This is a genomic window from Tepidibacter hydrothermalis, assembly GCF_029542625.1.
Taxonomy (GTDB): Bacteria; Bacillota; Clostridia; order Peptostreptococcales; family Peptostreptococcaceae; genus Tepidibacter_A; species Tepidibacter_A hydrothermalis.
Window position 1 is genome coordinate 3,353,117 of the sequence record NZ_CP120733.1, and the last position, 21,324, is coordinate 3,374,440.

Consider the following 21,324-nt stretch of genomic DNA (forward strand, 5'->3'; position numbering starts at 1 on the left):
TTAATTTTTCTATATTTTAATTATTGATTGCAATGATACCATATTTAGATGAATCTTGTGATGAACCAAACCATATTTCTCCATTCCCAACCATTACCCCTTGATAATTTACAAAGGTATCTTTAACATCTTGATTTAAAAGAGCTTCTTTTACTTCTTTAGTAAATATATTATCATAGTTTTCTATAAACTCTTGTGGAGTTTTAATTTCTCTAGTAGATTTATCATGATTTACTCTTAATGGATATAGAATATACTCTGACACTTTTTCCTTATTATCTTCAGATACGAATTTTTTTACTTCATTAAACATTTCTTCAAATTTAACAGGATCATCAATTCCTCCTACATAGTATCTATTATCCTCATTTTGATCTTCCTTTGAATTTTCATTATCTGTACTCTCAGAAACAATTACGTCATCTTTAGATACATCAGCATCTGATTTATCATCTTTCTCACAACCTGTTAAAAAGCTTATACTACATATAAGTATTAAAATAAGACTCATAATTTTCTTCATACTTATACCTCCTTTACAATATGTTTACTAAACTAGTATACTACAATAACTTACCAAAACAAATATGAATACTTGAAATTTTAACTATCATACAAAACTTTATATTTTAAATGGAATATACTGTTCTTATATAGTTACTCGAAACAGTTTTACAAAATAGAATAATTATTATACAATTGTATACACAATGCAATATCATTCGAAAGGACTTGATTTTATGAACAATAAATCTAAAGCAATTCTTTATATGCTTTTTTCATCATTTTGTTTTGCTTTAATGGGGGCATTAGTTAAATTGGCCGGAGATGTTCCTACTATAGAAAAAACTTTCTTTAGAAATCTTATAAGCACATTTGTAGCTGGCTTTTTAGTTATTAAAAACAAGAAAAATTTCTTTGGTAAAAGAGAAAATCAAAAACATCTAATTTTAAGATCTATTCTTGGAACTATAGGTATGATCGGATATTTCTATACGATAGACAATATGTTACTTTCAGATTCCGCTATGCTGAATAAGTTGAATCCTTTCTTTGTAACATTATTTGCTCTATGGTTCTTAAAGGAAAAACCCTCTCGTATACAAATACCATCTTTAATAGTTGCTTTTATAGGTGCTCTATTTATAATAAAACCTCAATTTAATATAGAAGCATTCCCTGCATTTGTAGGTGTTATATCTGCTGTATTTGCAGGTGGAGCTTATACTATGGTAAGACTTTTAGGAGATAAAGAAGAATTTTATACTATAGTCTTTTATTTCTCATTTGTATCATCATGTATAATGTTTCCTTTAATGATGATAAATTTTAAGCCATTAAGCTTACATCAATTTTTTATACTTATGATGACTGGAATAGTTGCATCCCTTGCTCAATTCAGTTTAACCTTGGCTTATAAGCTTGCACCAGCTGGCGAAATTTCAATATACAATTACACTAACGTAATTTTTTCAGGACTATTAGGATTTATGCTTTGGAGTGAACTACCAGATGCTTTTAGTTTTATAGGTTATACTTTAATAATAGGTTCTGGATTTGCTATATTTTTATATAATGCAAAACAAAAAAATGGATAAGTAATCTTATCCATTTTTTACAATATCATAAGAGCTATAAAGTTATTAATAGCATGAATACAGCAAACTACCCAGTAAGGATGCTTTTTCTTTTGTTTATATACAGTATAAGCATATGCCCATATACTTCCTACAACAAACATATGAACTACATATTGTGGACTGTAGGTATGTCTTGATCCAAATATTGCTCCAGATATTAAAATTCCTATAAACTTCCTATTATTCAAAAACTTTATCTTATTGCATATATCAATTACAATCTTTTGATATAACAGAGTTTCAATTAAAGGTGCAATAATAACACCTACTATAAGCATAAGTTTCTTAGACTCTTCTGGATCAAAAGGTGCCGCTCCATTATTATCAGGAAAAAGCATAATTACAGGGCTAAGAATTATAACAGATAAATACTGTATAAGTATTATACATAACATAAAAGTTACTACATCTGTATTGTATAAGTAATTATGAACCTTTAAAATCCGATTCTTTATCCTATCAAATATAGATTTCTTACAATCACTATAACCTTCCACTTAAACACCCCCCTATATTTAAACTTACTATTGATCTTAAATACTCAACACTACTTTTTCTTCAACTTTTTCAATATTTATTACCCTATCCTTATATTCTATTTCAAAATTACTAAATGCAGAATATAAATCTATATCTCTTAACATATGGCAAGTCATTCTAGTTCCATTTTTGCTAAATCTTAAAAGTATAGCTTTTACCATTTGGAACTGTATTCTAGATATATTTAAGTCATTATTCCCTATATCAAGATCTACACTTCTATAGTTTATATCTATAAATAAATCAACATCAAATTCATCTTCTCTTATAACTCTTACTTCATAATCACTTTCCATTTTAAAATTTCCATTTATATACATAGTATTCTCCTATACAAATTTTTTGACACTTTTTCCATTTAAATAATCACACTTATCGCCTTGATGCATATCATTAATTTCCAAATACTCATCTATCATATCTTTTATCTTCCACCACGAAGTATTCCAATTGCAAAACAGTGTATTTTCTTCAGGTGCCCTACCTATAAGTCTGTGTATTACTATATCTTTTGATATATACTGTAAAAATACACAAACTCTTTTCACATATTCTTCTAACTCTATCATTTCTATTTCTTCATTCTCATACTCACATGCCATCTTAGTTCCTTTAGCTATATAAAGTGAATGTAGTTTAACTCCATCAACTTTAAGAGCAGATAATACCTTAGCATTTTCTATAATATCATCCATATTATCATTTGGAAGGTTTAGTATTAAGTGAACTGTAGTTTCAAATCCGTATTTTTTGATTCTTATAACTGCATCAATTAACTCAGCTAATGTATGACCTCTATTTATTTTTTTAAGTGTATGATAATTTACTGTTTGAAGTCCAAGCTCTATAGATATGTTTACACCCTTTGATTCAATACCTTTTAATATTTTTAGATATTCATCATTTATAGCATCTGGTCTTGTAGACACTGATATCTCCACTATATCTTCAATAATCGCCTCATTCATATATTTTTCAAACTTATCAAGTTCCATATAAGTGTTAGTATAATTTTGAAAATATGCTATGAACTTGTTTGCCTTATATCTTCTTCTTATATAATCCATATTCTTTTCTAGTTGCTCTTTTACCGAAAGAGTATTCTCTAAAGATTCAAATCCAGCTCCAACATCTGCACAAAAACTACAACCTCCAACTCCAACTGCACCATCTCTATTAGGACAAGTCAAAGGTAGATTTAAAGGCAGTTTGTACACCTTTTCTCCATACTTTTCTCTTAAATATTTTGAATAAATTCTATATCTATCTTCCATAATATCCTCCAATTAAATTAATTTCTTATTCATTATAACAAAATTAATATTTATTTGTATTTTAAAAAATTTATAATTTACTATTCATTATAACAAAATCTCTGTTTTGAAATATATTATTTTTTTATTAAAAAACTTTGTTATTGATTTCCACAAACTTTAAAAGACTAAATTAAAAATTTACCTAATTAAAATGTTAGCTACTTTTAATCAATGTTTTACTATACAACTTAGATTGTGCTGTTAAAATATCCGTTAAGAAAGTTCTTTGTCTGACCATAGGGAGTTTAGAACTTTTAGTATATTTTATAAAGCAAAATCTTTAGTTTTATCAAAACACTGATTAAGTAGCGTTATTTCAATTAGGGTAATTTTAGCTTAAGCACAAATCTAACAATATTAAATATAAATAAAAAAAATAGCAGGAAGATTCCTGCTATTTTTAACTTATTTATTATTCAACTATTATCTTAGTTGCATTTGTAATTGGAGGTAAACTTCTTGTCATAGCTCCACCGTGATATGCTACTACCTTACTTCCCTCTTTGATATCTGATTTTGATAATTCTTTTCCTTCTTTATCAACGATCTTAGTTTCATCAGTTATATTGAATTTTATTTGATTGTAAAGTCCATTTCCTTCAACTAACATATAGTTACCTTCTAAACTCTTAACATCTCCTGTCATAGCATATACTCCTTTAACTACTACTTTAGTTGCATTAGTGATTGGAGGTAAGCTAGCAGTCATCATATTTCCATAGTATACTTCAACTTCAGTTCCTTTAGCCAAATCATCTACACTTAAGTTTTGTCCAGCTTCATCAACTATTGATGTTTTATCAGTTATGTTAAAATTTATTCCATCATTCATGTTTCCTACAAGAAACATCATTCCGTTTTTCACATTAGTTATTTGAGATATATTTCCTTCTTTTACATTAATACTTTTAACTACTACCTTCTTTGCACTAGTTATTGGAGGTAAGCTCATAGTCATCATATTTCCATAGTATACTTCAACCTCAACTCCTTTAGCTAAAGCATCAACAGTTAATTTTTGTCCAAGTTCATTAACTATTACTGTTTCGTCACTTATATTGAAATTTATTCCATCATTCATATTTCCTATAAGAAACATCTTACCATTTTTCACATCAGTTATTTGTGTTATTTTTCCATCTTTCACATTAAGATTAGCAACTACTATTTTTTGAGCATTTGCTATAGGAGGTAAGCTTCTTGTCATTTTTTGATCATGGTAAACAACTATTTTACTTTCATCCGTTATATCATCTTTTGATAATTTCATACCATCTAAATCTACTATTTCAGTATCTTCATTTATATTAAATCTTATTTGATCATACATTCCTTCACCATCAACTAATATAGTATCATTTTCTATTTTAGTAACATTTCCAAACATTTTATAAAGTCCTAACTCTTCATCAAAATATTTGCTTCCACCTGTATACATGTCTTCTTTTTCCTTTATTGATACTTTTAAATCAGAATCTACAGTTATAGTGTACTCTTTTGTATTTGTTGTTTTATCTTTTTCTTCACCCGGTCTATATGATTCAAATTTTATTATTGTTGTTCCTTCCTTTAATCCCTCTAATTCCCAAGTATGCTTTCCTCCAACTCCACAAATAGCTATATTTTCATCGTTTGAAAGTTCGCTATCTATTTTATCTTGTTGATAATTATCAGAAACAACTTTAACTATACTTTCATTTTCAATACTATAGTGCCAAACATATCCTGTAGTTGGATTTTCACTTAATGTTATGCTGTTATTTTTTTGTAAAATAACAGTATTACTCTCTTTATCCCAAGAAACATCGTATCCAAAAGTTTCACATACAAATCTTAAAGGTACAAAAGTTCTGTTGCTTATCAATTTAGCTGATGAATCAAGTTTTACTTGTTTTCCATCTACATTAGCATGTTTTTTATTAACAGGTAGTTCAACCTTCTTACCATCTAGCTCAATTGTAGCTGTTTTTGAATCAGCATCCCAAGAAGCTGTTCCTCCTAAATATTCAGTTATAAATCTTACTGGAACTATAGTTCTTGACTCATCTTTTATTAACATAGGTTTTTGATCTGGAAAAGGTACTATTTTCCCATCAATATTCACATTTATAATTTTATTTGGTGCATTGCTAATTAGTACTGGAACTGGATTTTCTCCTTGCTCTGATATTAGTATAGGCTTTCTAATGTCTATACAAGTAGTTGGCTTTTCATTTGCAAATACTGGCATCATATTAGTTAATAAACTCGCTCCTATTAAAGTTGTAGCTATCGCTTTATTTTTTATTTTCATTTTAAATTTCTCCCTCCATATTGTTGTCTATACTTATTAGACGATATGAATTTAAAAAAGTTCCATAAAAATAAAAAAATTCGCTTCATGCTATCTCATGGCTCATGTCGCCAACGATCCCTAACGGTCTCCGTTGCTCAAAAATAGTTGATATTCCAATTCTTTAATCAATATCATGTAACATTTAAAGTTATATACTTAATTGATTATAACTATTATATTTCTAGCCTATATCCAACTTTATATACTGTTTTTATTTCATCTAAGTCTAGCTTTTTTCTTAAACGTTGAATATGCATATCTACAGTTCTTGTTTCTCCTAAATAATCATATCCCCAAACCTTCTCTACTATTTTTTCTCTTGATAAAGCTAATCCTTTATTTTCAATAAGTAATTTTAAGAGTTCAAATTCTTTCAAGGTTAGCTCTATATGTTCTCCCTTTTTCTTTACAATTCTCTCTTCTAAAAATATTTCTAAGTCTTTTAAATCTAAATGATTTTTTCTTTTTCCATATCTTCTTAAAACTGCTTCAACTCTAGCTAAAAGTTCTACTGACTCAAAAGGCTTTACAATATAATCATCCCCGCCTATTTTAAGACCCTTAACACGATCTGACAAAGAATTTTTTGCAGTTAAAAAAATTACTGGTATGTCTTTATACTTTATCTTCTCCATAATCTGAAATCCATCTATATTTGGAAGCATTATATCAAGAAGAATCAAATCATAATTTTCATTTTGTACAGATTCTAAAGCATCTTTTCCATCGTAAATTTTTACTGTTTCATAACCTATCATATTTAAATTAAGTTCAATTAAATCAGATATTGCCTTATCATCCTCTACAATCAAAATTTTTTCCACTTTTATATCTTCCCTTCTTATCTATACATTGCAAAAAGTATAAGATACAAATCTTATACTTTTTGATTTTATTTTAGAAAATTGCCCAAAACAGTATTCTTTTTGCTTTCGTGTCTAATGTAACTCTAACAGTTTTACTTTTATCATATTTAAAATCCATCTCACAATGATTAGGATAAGTTAATTTATTTTTTTTTGAGAATTTCAACTTTTTAATATCATTAACTAATTTTTTCCTGTCTATATAATTTAAAGCTAATTGCTTTGCTTTTTCTATATTTATCTCTTCCCTATCCTTCTCTTCATATCTATCTATCGGTCCGTCTCCTGCCCCTATTAGCTCTCCTGTTTTAGCCTCAATATAAACATAGGGAAGCTCACTCTTTCCATTCTGTTCTAATCCTTTTTTATCCTTAAAACATACCCTCCACCAAGTTCTATCTTTTTCCATAAGCTGAATATCATCAATTAAATCTTGTGGATCTAGTTTTTTATCAAAATACTTTTCAATACTCTCTAAAGCTATTTTTTTTGCTGTTTCTCTATTTATATTTAAATTTTCTCCTTTTTTACCATATTCTCTTATAATACATTTTTCCATGTCTATAACCTTTTTTGTTCTATTATCTATTCTAATATAAATAAAATGATCTTCGTTATATCTGTATTTAATATGGGTTTTATCATTTTTATCATCCACTCCCACATTAAATAATTGAATATTTTCATTTTTCTTTACAATGTTATTCTTTTCAATAAAACCTTCTGCTACTCTTCTCATTTCTTTTATATCAACCTTATCATATTTTTTTATATCTTTTTTAATATCTATCTCATGATTGTCTATCAAATTAACAATTTCACCTGTTTGTATATCTATTCCCCCTCCATATGTAGGAGTTTTGCTATTCCCATATCCCCAGCGTACTACCCAATACTTATTAGGCCAAAGAGTATCTTCTTCTTGTAACAAAATTTCTTCCTTAAATTTTTTTGTATCTACTTTTTGATTAAAATATTTCTCTAATCCATCCAGAACAATTTTTCTTGCTTCAGCCTTTGTGATTTTAGCATTGATCTCTTTATTTTCAGCTTTCTTTATGTCATCCTCTTTATTTACCTCTTCTGTCATTAATTCGTTCTTCTGTACATGAGCATGTCCCATACATCCTGTAGTAAATAAAATAACTATTAAAACCACAGGGATTATTTTTTTAAAATTCATTTATCCTCTCCCCTTCCCTTTTACTTTCAAAAAAAGTATACTACGTGGTTTTATACAAAATATTTATAAATTGTAAAATAGTTGTAACATTTAAGGGAATATAATTCTAACAACAGTTCCATAATTGATTTTGCTTTCTATTCTGAGTTTTGCTTTATGTATTTTAGAAATTTCTGAGCATATGCTAAGTCCTAACCCTGCTCCATTATTTTTTCTTGTTCTGGATTTGTCCACCATATAAAAAGGCTCTAGAACTTTTTCTAAATCTTCTTTGTCTATTCCTATTCCTTCATCTTTTATTTCAAGAACCGTTTTATTATCCTCATCTTTGTATAGTTTTGAATCTATTTTGCTATTCTCGTAAGAAGCTTTTATAGCATTATCTATCAAATTTGCTATTAATGTCTTTACTAAATCTCTTTCAACCAGTGCTTGTCCATTCCCATATATATTTAAATTTATATTCTTACCTTCTAGTTTTGGTGTTACAGTCTGTTTTATTTCCAATAAAATATCTTCTAGATTTTCATTTTTCATATCAAAATCTTCTTTTTTTAATAAAACCAAATCCATCATTTTTATTGATAATTTTTCTAATTGCTTCCCTTCATTCAGTATATGATTCATTCCTTTTATAAATATCTCTTCATTGTATTTTGTTGCTAATAAAAAATCTGCATATCCAATAATAGATGTGAGAGGGGTCTTAATTTCATGTGTAAAATTATCAATAAATCGCTGTTTTTTATTGGCACTTTTCTCTAATTCATTTATTTTTTCTTCTACAGCTGTTGCCATTTTATTAAAGTTAGACGCTAAAATACCAACTTCATCTTCTGTATTTATGTTTACTGTTTCTGAATAGCTTCCGTTGGTAATTATTTGTGTAGCATGTATAAGTTTATGTATGGGCTTTGTAATATATTTACTTAAAAAATACATACCTACAGCTAGAAGAACAAAGCTTATCAACTCTAGTTGAATAAAAAAATAATATTGTTTTTTTCTATCTTCATACAAATAAGTTATATCTCTAACATATGAAAACTTTAAATCCCCTTCTTCTAACTTTAATAAATTGGTAATGTATAGAAATGTTTGGTCTCCTACATCTCTTATAATGTATCGTCTTCTATCTACTAATGGATTTTTTAATTCCACTCTTTCTCCTTCAATCTCCATATCTATATTGCTGAAAATTTCATTGTTATCTTTATCTAAAATCTCTATATAAATCTTTTCATCATTAGAACTCTCTAGATAACGTTTCATCATGATTTCTAAAACATTTTTCTCAAAAACTTGCGAATATGTTTTTCGATCTTTTATAATCATCTTCACTCCAGAATAAATACTAGAGTGTTCACTAAGACCTCTCTCTATTTCTCTATTTAAGCTTAAATTATGGCTATTCTCTAATAAGAAAATTCCCCCTATATTAAATACAATCAAAAACAAAACCAAAGAATATACAAATATCTTTTTCCAAAATTTCATATTACCCCCTAATTTATCCTTTTATAATATTGATTTTATTTTATCATAAATTATTTTTTTGGTAATAATATAAAGTGAAACTTAACTGAGATTAAGTTTTTAATTCAAATGATTTTTAATTGTATAATTTACATTTGTATAAATAATAACAAATACAGATTGACAAATATATATTAATATCGTAATATTATAATATAACGTACTATAGGAGGAAGCTATGGAAAACTATAAAACTAATCCACAATTATTTGATGAGTACTCAGAACTTTTAAAAGCCTTAGCTCATCCAGTAAGACTTTGTATAGCAAAAGGCCTTTTAGATGCAGGTTCTAGTAATGTATCTAATATGCAAAATTGTCTTGATATGCCTCAGTCTACTATATCTCAGCATGTTTCAAAATTGAAATCAGCGGGTATTATAAAAGGTGAAAGAAATGGACTTGAGATAATTTACAGTGTATCAAATGACAAAGTAAAAGATATAATAAAGGCATTATTTTAATGTGCCTTTTGTCGGAATTTATATTGTAATATTTTAATATATGAATATTAGGGAGGTCTGAATATGAGTAAAAAAATAATTATAGTAGGTGGAGTTGCCGGAGGTGCTTCTACTGCTGCAAGACTTAGAAGATTAGATGAAAAAGCTGAAATCCTTATGTTTGAAAGAGGAGAATATATTTCTTTTGCAAACTGTGGTCTTCCTTATTATATAGGTGAAACTATAACTGAAAGAGATGCACTACTTGTTCAAACTGTTGAAGGTATGTCTAAAAAATTTAATATGGATATTAGAAATTTAAGCGAAGTTATTAAAATAAATAAATTAGATAAAACTGTTACAGTTAAAAACTTGAGAACAAATGAAACTTATGAAGAAAGTTATGATGTATTAGTACTATCTCCTGGTGCCAGTCCAATTAAGCCACCAATTACAGGTATAGATGATGCTAAAAATTTATTTACTCTTAGAAATATACCTGATACTGATAATATCAAAAAGTTTGTTGATAATAATAAACCTAAAAAAGCAGTTGTTGTAGGTGGAGGATTTATAGGTATTGAAATGGCAGAAAATCTTCACGATAGAGGTGTTGAAGTCACTTTAGTTGAAATGGGCAATCAGATAATGGCTCCTGTTGATTATGAAATGGCTAGTATTCTTCACTCTCACATAAAAGATAAAGGTGTAAATTTAATTCTTGAAGATGGAGTTAAAGAGTTTAAAAACAATGGAAAACAAATAATTCTTTCAAGTGGAAAAGTTATAGATACAGATATGATTATATTATCAATAGGTGTCAGACCTGAAAGTTCACTTGCAAAAGATGCTGGTCTTGATATCGGTGAACGTGGAACAATAAAAGTTGATGAAACTCTTAGAACTTCTGACAAAAGTATATATGCTATAGGTGATGCTATAGAGGTTAAAGATTATATAAATAAAAAACCAACTATGATTCCATTAGCTTGGCCTGCTAATAGACAAGGAAGACTTGCAGCTGATCATATAATGGGAAGAAATGTTAAGTACAATGGAACATTAGGAACATCTATAGCAAAAGTATTTGATATGACAGTTGCTTCAACAGGTAATAATGAAAAAACTTTGAAAAGACTAGGCATTAAATACAAAGCTATACATGTACATCCAAACTCTCATGCTGGATATTATCCTGGTGCCTTCCCTATATCTTTAAAACTAATATTTGATCTAACTGATGGTAAAATATTCGGTGCCCAAGCTGTAGGATATGATGGAATTGATAAACGTATTGATGTTATAGCTACTGCTATTAAAGGTGGTCTTAATGTTTTAGATCTTCCAGATTTAGAACTTTCATATGCTCCACCGTATTCATCAGCTAAAGATCCTGTTAATATGGCTGGATATGTTGCTTCTAATATAATTGAAGGTATGGTTGATGTTGTTTATTGGGATGAAATAGATAAAATAATTGAAAACGGAGGTCTTTTAATAGATGTTCGTGAATCAATTGAAAGAGATATGGGATATATCAAAGGTTCTATAAATATTCCTTTAGGAGAAATAAGAGGTAGACTTGATGAAATACCAAAAGATAAAGAAGTTTATATAACTTGTCAAGTTGGACTTAGAGGATATCTAGCTTCTAGAATATTATCTCAAAATGGTTACAAGGTTAAGAATTTAGATGGAGGTTATAAAACTTATTCATCTGTATTTGAACCAAGTACTTCTAACAGTTGTGACTGTGGTGTTACAGATTCTGGAACAACTAATATCGAGGAGGATTGCCTTATGGAAATAGCACCTACTATATCATTAAATGCATGTGGACTTCAGTGTCCAGGACCTATTATGAAGGTATATCAAAATATAGAAAAGATGAATGAAGGAGAAGTTTTACAAATAAGTGCAAGTGATCCAGGCTTTGCAAAAGATATTGCATCTTGGTGTGATAAAACAGGAAATACACTTTTAAAATCTGATTTTGAGAACAATTCATTTAATGCCTTAATTCAAAAAGGTCAAGGTGGTAATTTAGTTAGATCAAATGATTCTAATACGTTAACTGAAACAAAAGATGGAGCTACTATGGTTGTATTTAGTGGTGATTTAGATAAAGCTATTGCTTCATTCATAATAGCTACTGGTGCAGCTTCTATGGGTAAAAAAGTAACTATGTTCTTTACATTCTGGGGATTAAATGTTTTAAGAAAACACGATGCTCCTAATGTAGAAAAGGATACTCTTGAAAAAATGTTTAGTATGATGATGCCAAAAGGAACTTCTAAACTTCCTTTATCTAAAATGAACATGGGTGGTATGGGTGCTAAGATGATAACTCATGTTATGGAAAAGAAAAATGTTGACTCACTTGATACTTTAATAAAAAATGCCATGGATTTAGGTGTTCAAATAGTTGCTTGTTCTATGTCTATGGATGTTATGGGACTTAAAGAAGAAGAATTTATAGATGGAGTTGAAATAGGAGGAGTTGCAAGCTACCTTGGTGCAGCTGAAGATTCTGGATTAAACCTATTTATATAGTATAATTTTCTATAAAATAAAAAACTGATTACTTTAAAGTAATCAGTTTTTTTGTTCATTTTCTTTTTCAACTTTTCTTATTTTAACTCCTGTATTTAACAATACTCCTGTTATTATAAGCATAGCTGATACTAATTTTATAATGCTTATGCTCTCTCCCAATATGAAGTATGCTAGTATCATAGAAAATACTGGTACTAAATTTACATATAAAGATGTTTTGCTAGCACCTATTTTTTTTATAGATACTTGCTGAATTGAATATCCTATTACAGATGCAAATATAGACATATAAAGAACTGAAATCCATCCTTTTATACTAGTATTCGGAATATAAACCCACGGTTTTTCCATTATAACAAATGGAATCATAGATATTACACATATCAAAAAACTATAACTTGTAACTACCATCGGCTTATATTTTTTAAGTGCTTTTTTAGATATTACTGCATATGTAGCCCAACACACAACCGCAATTATCATCAATAAATCACCTATATTGAACTTAAAATTGGCTAATAATTTTAAATTTCCATTTGTTATTATAAGAATTACTCCTAAAAATGATACTAATATAGATATTATATTCTTTAGTTTTATATTTTCTTTAAAAAACACAAATGCTAGAACTGTAGTTATTATAGGATTTGTAGCTGCTATTAACGAAGAATTTACAGCAGTAGTATATTTAAGTGCTAAAAAGAAAAATACATGGTATCCAACCATACCTATTATACCTAATTGTACAAATAAAAATATATCCGCCTTTTCAATCCTATAATTCTCACCTTTTTTAATCATAATTGCGAATGTTGCAATAACTGCAAAGAAAAATCTAAAGAATGTCAATGAAAACACGGGAAACTCAGCTACAGAAAATTTACCTGCGATAAATGCACCTGACCAAAATACAGTTGCTATTATCATAAGGTAGTTATCTAGCCTACTTTCCTTTTCTAAAACCTCTTTCACATTATCCCCCCTCAATACTTCAATATTATTAGATTATAATTTATAGTATTTTATTATGCAAGTTTTAATGTTATTTTTTTCATATAAAAGTAAAAAATGCTTATTAAAATAATATTACATTACAATTATTTTAATAAGCATTAGTTCTAATTAAACATTATACAATTTTTACATATCAACCTTTGTTCCTATACCAAATTCAATAGCTTTTTGATATATTTTGTTAGCTGTAACTATATCTTGAACTGCGATTCCAACACTTTTGAATATAGTTATTTCATCGTCATTTTCTCTTCCTTTAATAGTTTTGTTGATAACTTGTCCTAATTCACCACTTATTTTATCTTTTTGTATCAATCCCTTGTTCAAAGGTATTATTATATCTCCTGCTTCTTCAAGACAAGCATCAACTGAATCAACGTATAATTTATCAGCATTTGATATTATATATTCATCCATTTCCTGCATTTGAGGTGTAAATGAGCCTATTCCATTTATATGTGCACCTTTTTTACTAGTTCTCCGTTGAATACAGGCTTATTTGAAGATGTAGCTAGTGTTATTATATCTGCATCAACAATCGCGTCATCCGCATCCTTAGCCACTATAATTTGAGTTTTATACTTAGATAATTTTACTTTCATCTCATCTACAAACTTTTGAGCCTTCTCTTGATCTCTTCCATATACCTTAACTAGTTCTAATTCTCTAGCTTCAAGAACAGCTTCAAGTTGCTTACAAGCTTGTCCTCCTGTTCCAAATAAAGCTCCTATCTTACTATCTTTTCTAGCTAATATATCTGTTGCAGCACCAGATGCTGCTCCTGTTCTAAGTTGTGTTAAATAAGTTCCATCTAATATACAGTTAACCTCACCTGTTGTGTTATCCATAAGTATCATACTAGCAGGTACTACTGGCTTGTTTTTACTTGCATTATCAGGAAATATAGATACAATCTTTATTCCTGCATTATCTAAGCTCTCAACATATCCTGGCATAAATAAGTTTATACCATTGTTCTTTTTATTCTCTAGTTTAGTTCTTAAAGGAACTACACTGTCATTATTCGAAAAAATTTCAAATGCTCTTTTATCTGCTTCTATAGCGTCTCTCATACTAAATACCTTATCTATATCTTGTTTGTTTAATAAAAGCATTCTATCCCCTCCATATTATGTAATATAATCATCTATTTTAAAATAACACTACAATAGAAATAAGTAAATACTATTTTTAAAAATGTCAAACCTAAACTCTAAAAAGAATCATCTATAAAAAAATGATATAATTTCCTTAAGAATAAAAAAGCAGTTAATACCTAGTCAATGTGACGAGATATTAACCGCTTAAATTAAATTTTTGCTATTTACTAAACATACTTAATAAGATCAATTTATATTTACAACATAATTCAAAAGAATAATAACTTCCTATTCATTATAACAAATTATTACTCTTGAACGTCTTCAGGAAGGATTTCAGGGAAATTAACTGGTTGATTAAAATCATAATACTTATACTTGATAGTATTACTCATTTCTATATTCATTTTATCTATTGTTATAGTACCTATTTCTGTTTTATCTATGAACTCAAGAATTTTTGTGTCCTTATTAATATAATATTTAGAAGAAGTGTTTATATTACTATAAGCAAACTTTTTAAGTAATTGTTTTTTTATTTCTTCTTTATTTATTTCTGGATTTGTTTCAAGTAAAGATTTATCACATATTTTATCCATAACTTTCAATGCAATTTCCTTTCTAACATCGTTCTTTGCATTTAAATTAATTACATAATACTCTTTACCATCAATTAATGTATCTTTATCATAAGTAGCAAAACGATTTATTACCTCTTTGTCTGTCTCTCTTAAAATTTCTATAAACACAGGATCCATAACTTTTTTTATCCATTTATTTTCACCCATTCTGCCGTAGAAAACATTTTGATCCCAAAATTGCTCAGAAGTGCTTAATGGATCTATTAAAGAAATTGATTTATAATACTCTTTTCTTGATTTTTCTGATTCTTCAATTATACCTACTACATATGATTTATCATCCATACTTTCATCAATCTTTTGCTCTTCTTCGATGAATTTTCCTTCATTGTTTGGATCAGGTATTTTTTCTATTGAATAACCTGTAAACTTTTTGTGACTATTTAGCTCGGACGTTACTTTAACAGTTTGAGATTGATTATATATTCCTTTTTGAATCATTTCTGATGCAGTCAAACCATCTTTTTTTATTCCCTCTTGTGCCATAGATGTCATAGTCATTGATAATATTAACAGTAGTACCATCATCAAAGTAATTATTTTGTTTTTCATTTCTACCCCTCCTAATTTTTATTTATTGTAAATAATATCCATTAATTACAATTATACTCACAAACTAATTTTAAGCAAGGGTATATAATAAATAATAATCAGCTTGTTCTATATTTCTAATTCTTTTATTTAATCGTTATCTATATGGATATATTCACATACTAAAAAAGATGGTTATTTAAATGTTAGTGAATCTTCTAATTTATTCACCGTATTTAAATAACCATCTTTTTTATTTACATTACCCAATAAAAAATCGCATAAAAAAAAATTACGTGGCTACGTCCTACTCTCCCAGGGGGCTGCCCCCCAAGTACCATCGGCGCTAAGGAGCTTAACTTCTGTGTTCGGAATGGGAACAGGTGTATCCTCCTTGCTATAATAACCACATAATCTTTTTAATTGTTGGTGCCCAGAGGCGGAATCGAACCACCGACACGGGGATTTTCAGTCCCCTGCTCTACCGACTGAGCTATCTGGGCATAAAGTGGTGGGCCTTCAGGGACTCGAACCCCAGACCTACCGGTTATGAGCCGGGCGCTCTAACCAACTGAGCTAAAGGCCCACTTTATGTTTTGTGGAGCTAGTGATAGGAATCGAACCTACAACCTGCTGATTACAAGTCAGCTGCTCTACCGTTGAGCCACACTAGCATATAGTTTGTTACATAATAAAGACCCAAAGATATTTCTAATCTATGAGTTTATTCTTAAAATTATTTGGCGACCTGGAAGGGACTCGAACCCTCGACCTCCAGCGTGACAGGCTGGCATTCTAACCAACTGAACTACCAGGCCAAATAATTGGTGGGCTCAACAGGGCTCGAACCTGTGACCCCCTGCTTGTAAGGCAGGTGCTCTCCCAGCTGAGCTATGAGCCCAATTATTAATGGTGACCCCTAGGGGAATCGAACCCCTGTTACCGCCGTGAAAGGGCGGTGTCTTAACCGCTTGACCAAGGGGCCAGGTTAATACTTCCAAAATTGATCAGATTTAATAAAAGGTTAAGTCCTCGATCTATTAGTATTCATCAGCTGAACCCATTACTGAGCTTACACCTTGAACCTATCAACCAGGTAGTCTTCCTGGGATCTTACTCATAAAGATGGGAAATCTTATCTTGAGGTTGGCTTCGCGCTTAGATGCTTTCAGCGCTTATCCATTCCATACATAGCTACCCAGCTATGCCACTGGCGTGACAACTGGTGCACCAGAGGTATGTCCATCCCGGTCCTCTCGTACTAAGGACAGCTCCTCTCAAATTTCCTACGCCTGCGACGGATAGGGACCGAACTGTCTCACGACGTTCTGAACCCAGCTCGCGTACCACTTTAATGGGCGAACAGCCCAACCCTTGGGACCTACTACAGCCCCAGGATGTGATGAGCCGACATCGAGGTGCCAAACCTCCCCGTCGATGTGGACTCTTGGGGGAGATAAGCCTGTTATCCCCAGGGTAGCTTTTATCCGTTGAGCGATGGCCCTTCCACGCGGAACCACCGGATCACTAAGCCCGACTTTCGTCCTTGCTCGACCTGTATGTCTTGCAATCAAGCTCCCTTTTGCCTTTGCACTCTTCGCACGATTTCCGACCGTGCTGAGGGAACCTTTGGGCGCCTCCGTTACATTTTGGGAGGCGACCGCCCCAGTCAAACTGTCCACCTGACAGTGTCCCAAGACCAGATTCATGGTCTATGGTTAGAATCTCAATATTACAAGGGTGGTATCCCAAGGGTGACTCCACGAAAACTGGCGTTCTCGTATCTCAGTCTCCCACCTATCCTGTACATGTAATATCGAAATCCAATGCCAGGCTACAGTAAAGCTCCATGGGGTCTTTCCGTCCTGTCGCAGGTATCCGGCATCTTCACCGGAATTACAATTTCACCGAGTCTTTTGTTGAGACAGTGCCCAAATCGTTACGCCTTTCGTGCGGGTCGGAACTTACCCGACAAGGAATTTCGCTACCTTAGGACCGTTATAGTTACGGCCGCCGTTTACTGGGGCTTAAGTTCAATGCTTCGACTTACGTCTAACACATCCCCTTAACCTTCCAGCACCGGGCAGGCGTCAGCTCCTATACATCGTCTTTCGACTTAGCAGAAACCTATGTTTTTGGTAAACAGTCGCTTGGGCCTATTCTCTGCGGCCTCTTCGGGCATACACCCTAATGAGGCACCCCTTATCCCTAAGTTACGGGGTCATTTTGCCGAGTTCCTTAACAAAAGTTCTCTCGCTAGCCTTAGAATTCTCTTCTCACCCACCTGTGTCGGTTTGCGGTACGGGTACCTTTAATCTCAGTAGAGGCTTTTCTTGACAGCATGAAATCGACTACTTCGCTACTTAATTTCGCTCCCCATCACACCTCAGAATTGCACCGACGGATTTGCCTATCAGTGCTCCCTTAATGCTTGGACCTACATCCAATAGTAGGATAGCCTATCCTTCTGTGTCACCCCATTCTTCAAACGATTATCGGTAGTACAGGAATCTCAACCTGTTGTCCATCACCTACGCCTTTCGGCCTCGGCTTAGGTCCCGACTAACCCTGAGCGGACGAACCTTCCTCAGGAAACCTTGGGTTTTCGGCCCGTAGGATTCTCACCTACGTCTCGCTACTCATGCCAACATTCTCTCTTCACTGCAGTCCACTAGTCCTTCCGGTCTAGCTTCAACCCGCAGTGAATGCTCCCCTACCCATTGACAAAGTCAATGCCGTAGCTTCGGTAGTAAGTTTTAGCCCCGATAATTTTCGGCGCAGGATCACTCGACCAGTGAGCTATTACGCACTCTTTGAATGAATGGCTGCTTCTAAGCCAACATCCTGGTTGTCTGTGCAATCCCACATCCTTTACCACTTAACTTACATTTAGGGACCTTAGCTGACGGTCTGGGCTGTTTCCCTCTCGACTATGAATCTTATCACCCACAGTCTGACTCCCAAGCAAAAGATAAAGGCATTCGGAGTTTGATAGTCTTCGGTAACCCATAGGGCCCCTAGGACATTCAGTGCTCTACCTCCTCATCTCTAAGCTTGAGGCTAGCCCTAAAGCTATTTCGGGGAGAACCAGCTATCTCCGAGCTCGATTGGAATTTCACCTCTACCCACAGCTCATCCCCGCACTTTTCAACGTGCGTGGGTTCGGACCTCCACGAAATTTTACTTTCGCTTCATCCTGGCCATGGGTAGGTCGCTCGGTTTCGGGTCTACGACAAGTAACTGAATCGCCCAGTTAAGACTCGCTTTCGCTACGGCTCCAGACCCTAAGTCCTTAACCTTGCTACTTATCGTAACTCGTTGGCCCGTTCTACAAAAAGTACGTGGTCACACTAATAATGTGCTCCCACAGCTTGTAGGCATAGGGTTTCAGGTTCTATTTCACTCCCCTTCCGGGGTTCTTTTCACCTTTCCCTCACGGTACTATACGCTATCGGTCACCAAGGAGTATTTAGCCTTGGGGGGTGGTCCCCCCAGCTTCCCACAGGGTTTCACGTGTCCCGTGGTACTCTGGAGTACGCTTGATGGTCTTCTCGTTTAATCTACAGGACTATTACCTTCTACGGTGGGTCTTTCCAAACCTCTTCGACTACAATACCTCCATCTTAATAAGCATATCCTCAACCCCTATGAAGAAAACTTCATAGGTTTGGGCTAATCCCCTTTCGCTCGCCGCTACTCAGGGAATCGATTTTTCTTTCTCCTCCTCGGGGTACTTAGATGTTTCAGTTCCCCCGGTTCCCCTCCTTAGACTATGAATTCATCTAAGGATACCTAGACATTACTCTAGGTGGGTTTCCCCATTCGGAAATCTCCGGATCAAAGATTGCTTGCATCTCCCCGAAGCTTATCGCAGCTTACCACGTCCTTCATCGGCTCTTGGTGCCAAGGCATCCGCCCTACGCCCTTAATAACTTAACCTAAATTTATTTAAATCTGTTCAATTTTCAAAGTACTATTTTGAGGAATAAACCCTCAAAATTAAACAGTAGGTTATTTCTCCTTAGAAAGGAGGTGATCCAGCCGCACCTTCCGATACGGCTACCTTGTTACGACTTCACCCCAGTCATTGATTTCACCTTCGGCAGATTCCTCCTTGCGGTTGGATATCTGACTTCGGGCGCCCCCAACTTCCGTGGTGTGACGGGCGGTGTGTACAAGACCCGGGAACGCATTCACCGCGACATTCTGATTCGCGATTACTAGTAACTCCAGCTTCATGCAGGCGAGTTTCAGCCTGCAATCCGAACTGAGACTAGCTTTAAGAGATTAGCTTGACCTCGCGGTTTCGCAACTCTCTGTACTAGCCATTGTAGCACGTGTGTAGCCCTAAGCATAAGGGGCATGATGATTTGACGTCATCCCCACCTTCCTCCGAGTTATCCTCGGCAGTCTCTCTAGAGTGCCCATCCGAAATGCTGGCAACTAAAGATAAGGGTTGCGCTCGTTGCGGGACTTAACCCAACATCTCACGACACGAGCTGACGACAACCATGCACCACCTGTCACCTCAGTCCCCGAAGGGAAAGCTTCGATTAAGAAGCGGTCTGAGGGATGTCAAGCTTAGGTAAGGTTCTTCGCGTTGCTTCGAATTAAACCACATGCTCCGCTACTTGTGCGGGTCCCCGTCAATTCCTTTGAGTTTCACTCTTGCGAGCGTACTCCCCAGGCGGAGTGCTTAATGCGTTAGCTGCGGCACCGAGGGGGGTAACCCCCGACACCTAGCACTCATCGTTTACGGCGTGGACTACCAGGGTATCTAATCCTGTTCGCTCCCCACGCTTTCGTGCCTCAGCGTCAGTTACAGTCCAGAGAGCCGCCTTCGCAACTGGTATTCCTCCTAATATCTACGCATTTCACCGCTACACTAGGAATTCTACTCTCCTCTCCTGCACTCAAGCCCTACAGTTTCAAAAGCTTACTACGGTTGAGCCGTAGCCTTTCACTTCTGACTTGCAGGGCCGCCTACGCACCCTTTACGCCCAGTTATTCCGGATAACGCTTGCCCCCTACGTATTACCGCGGCTGCTGGCACGTAGTTAGCCGGGGCTTCCTCCTAAGGTACCGTCATTATCTTCCCTTAGGACAGAGCTTTACGACCCGAAGGCCTTCATCGCTCACGCGGCGTTGCTGCATCAGGGTTTCCCCCATTGTGCAATATTCCCCACTGCTGCCTCCCGTAGGAGTCTGGACCGTGTCTCAGTTCCAGTGTGGCCGATCACCCTCTCAGGTCGGCTACCCATCGTCGCCTTGGTAAGCTTTTACCTCACCAACTAGCTAATGGGACGCGGGTCCATCCTACACCGATAAAATCTTTGACATTTTTAAGATGCCTTAAAAATGTATTATCTCGTATTAGCATATCTTTCGATATGTTATCCGTGTGTATAGGGCAGGTTACCCACGCGTTACTCACCCGTCCGCCGCTAAGATTAAGAAGCAAGCTTCTTAATCTCCGCTCGACTTGCATGTGTTAGGCACGCCGCCAGCGTTCATCCTGAGCCAGGATCAAACTCTTAAATAAAAGTTTGTCAGTACTCAGTAACTGACTTTATGTGTTGTTTCCGAAAATCACTGTTTGTGATTTATTTATAACCTACTGTTTA

General features: G+C 33.4%; 13 protein-coding genes, 6 tRNA genes, 3 rRNA genes and 1 pseudogene. 3 read left to right on the top strand and 20 right to left on the bottom strand.

From position 1 onward, the window contains the following. Nucleotides 1-16: 16 nt before the first annotated feature. Nucleotides 17-523: a hypothetical protein gene (locus P4S50_RS15840; RefSeq protein WP_277731804.1), complete on the bottom strand. Its 507-nt coding sequence runs from the start codon at nt 521-523 to the stop codon at nt 17-19. 217 nt (nt 524-740) lie between these two features. Between P4S50_RS15840 and P4S50_RS15845 the strand changes: the two genes are divergently transcribed. Then, nucleotides 741-1,598, top strand: a complete 858-nt coding sequence (locus tag P4S50_RS15845; protein ID WP_277731805.1) for a DMT family transporter — start codon at nt 741-743, stop codon at nt 1,596-1,598. Between the two features lie 17 nt (nt 1,599-1,615). Here the strand turns inward: P4S50_RS15845 and P4S50_RS15850 are convergent, their stop codons facing one another. From P4S50_RS15850 to P4S50_RS15880, 7 genes are all read right to left on the bottom strand, one after another. Then, nucleotides 1,616-2,137: a CPBP family intramembrane glutamic endopeptidase gene (locus P4S50_RS15850; RefSeq protein ID WP_277731806.1), complete on the bottom strand. Its 522-nt coding sequence runs from the start codon at nt 2,135-2,137 to the stop codon at nt 1,616-1,618. A gap of 36 nt (nt 2,138-2,173) precedes the next feature. Next, the gene (locus tag P4S50_RS15855) at nt 2,174-2,500 is read right to left on the bottom strand and encodes a hypothetical protein (protein WP_277731807.1); all 327 of its coding nucleotides are present in this window, start codon (nt 2,498-2,500) and stop codon (nt 2,174-2,176) included. A 9-nt stretch (nt 2,501-2,509) separates the two neighbouring features. Then, nucleotides 2,510-3,454, bottom strand: coding sequence for a tRNA modification radical SAM protein MnmL/YtqA (mnmL, locus tag P4S50_RS15860; RefSeq protein WP_277731808.1), 945 nt, complete (start codon nt 3,452-3,454; stop codon nt 2,510-2,512). Nucleotides 3,455-3,908: 454 nt separating this feature from the next. Then, the gene (locus tag P4S50_RS15865; RefSeq protein ID WP_277731809.1) at nt 3,909-5,789 is read right to left on the bottom strand and encodes a stalk domain-containing protein; all 1,881 of its coding nucleotides are present in this window, start codon (nt 5,787-5,789) and stop codon (nt 3,909-3,911) included. A gap of 215 nt (nt 5,790-6,004) precedes the next feature. Next, nucleotides 6,005-6,655, bottom strand: a complete 651-nt coding sequence (locus P4S50_RS15870; protein ID WP_331489637.1) for a response regulator transcription factor — start codon at nt 6,653-6,655, stop codon at nt 6,005-6,007. Nucleotides 6,656-6,728: 73 nt separating this feature from the next. Continuing rightward, nucleotides 6,729-7,880 carry a hypothetical protein gene (locus tag P4S50_RS15875; RefSeq protein WP_277731810.1) on the bottom strand — a complete coding sequence of 384 codons (1,152 nt, stop codon included), beginning with the start codon at nt 7,878-7,880 and terminating at the stop codon, nt 6,729-6,731. Between the two features lie 90 nt (nt 7,881-7,970). Further along, the gene (locus P4S50_RS15880; protein ID WP_277731811.1) at nt 7,971-9,377 is read right to left on the bottom strand and encodes a sensor histidine kinase; all 1,407 of its coding nucleotides are present in this window, start codon (nt 9,375-9,377) and stop codon (nt 7,971-7,973) included. A 217-nt stretch (nt 9,378-9,594) separates the two neighbouring features. Here P4S50_RS15880 and P4S50_RS15885 point away from each other — a divergent pair, with 217 nt between their 5' ends. Further along, a complete protein-coding gene (locus P4S50_RS15885) occupies nt 9,595-9,879 on the top strand; it encodes an ArsR/SmtB family transcription factor (RefSeq protein ID WP_277731812.1) in 285 nt (94 codons plus the stop codon). Between the two features lie 63 nt (nt 9,880-9,942). Beyond that, nucleotides 9,943-12,411: a CoA-disulfide reductase gene (cdr, locus tag P4S50_RS15890; protein WP_277731813.1), complete on the top strand. Its 2,469-nt coding sequence runs from the start codon at nt 9,943-9,945 to the stop codon at nt 12,409-12,411. Nucleotides 12,412-12,453: 42 nt separating this feature from the next. Here the strand turns inward: cdr and P4S50_RS15895 are convergent, their stop codons facing one another. The 12 genes and pseudogenes from P4S50_RS15895 to P4S50_RS15950 all read right to left on the bottom strand — a co-directional run bounded on the left by P4S50_RS15895 (nt 12,454) and on the right by P4S50_RS15950 (nt 21,242). Then, nucleotides 12,454-13,386, bottom strand: coding sequence for a DMT family transporter (locus P4S50_RS15895; protein WP_277731814.1), 933 nt, complete (start codon nt 13,384-13,386; stop codon nt 12,454-12,456). 168 nt (nt 13,387-13,554) lie between these two features. Further along, nucleotides 13,555-14,543: pseudogene (locus tag P4S50_RS15900) on the bottom strand (ornithine cyclodeaminase family protein). A 293-nt stretch (nt 14,544-14,836) separates the two neighbouring features. Further along, nucleotides 14,837-15,721: a hypothetical protein gene (locus tag P4S50_RS15905; RefSeq protein ID WP_277731815.1), complete on the bottom strand. Its 885-nt coding sequence runs from the start codon at nt 15,719-15,721 to the stop codon at nt 14,837-14,839. A gap of 273 nt (nt 15,722-15,994) precedes the next feature. Next, nucleotides 15,995-16,111: ribosomal RNA gene (gene rrf, locus P4S50_RS15910) — 5S ribosomal RNA — on the bottom strand. A 16-nt stretch (nt 16,112-16,127) separates the two neighbouring features. Beyond that, nucleotides 16,128-16,203 (bottom strand) — tRNA-Phe (locus tag P4S50_RS15915). A 6-nt stretch (nt 16,204-16,209) separates the two neighbouring features. Next, nucleotides 16,210-16,286: transfer RNA gene (locus P4S50_RS15920), tRNA-Ile, on the bottom strand. 13 nt (nt 16,287-16,299) lie between these two features. Further along, nucleotides 16,300-16,374, bottom strand: a tRNA-Thr gene (locus P4S50_RS15925). Between the two features lie 67 nt (nt 16,375-16,441). Further along, nucleotides 16,442-16,518: transfer RNA gene (locus P4S50_RS15930), tRNA-Asp, on the bottom strand. 7 nt (nt 16,519-16,525) lie between these two features. Then, a tRNA-Val gene (locus P4S50_RS15935) sits at nt 16,526-16,601 on the bottom strand. 9 nt (nt 16,602-16,610) lie between these two features. Continuing rightward, nucleotides 16,611-16,685: transfer RNA gene (locus P4S50_RS15940), tRNA-Glu, on the bottom strand. Between the two features lie 35 nt (nt 16,686-16,720). Beyond that, a 23S ribosomal RNA gene (locus P4S50_RS15945) occupies nt 16,721-19,639 on the bottom strand. Between the two features lie 86 nt (nt 19,640-19,725). Next, nucleotides 19,726-21,242, bottom strand: a 16S ribosomal RNA gene (locus tag P4S50_RS15950). Together the 16S, 23S and 5S rRNA genes with 6 tRNA genes alongside form the textbook arrangement of a ribosomal RNA operon. Nucleotides 21,243-21,324: the final 82 nt, after the last annotated feature.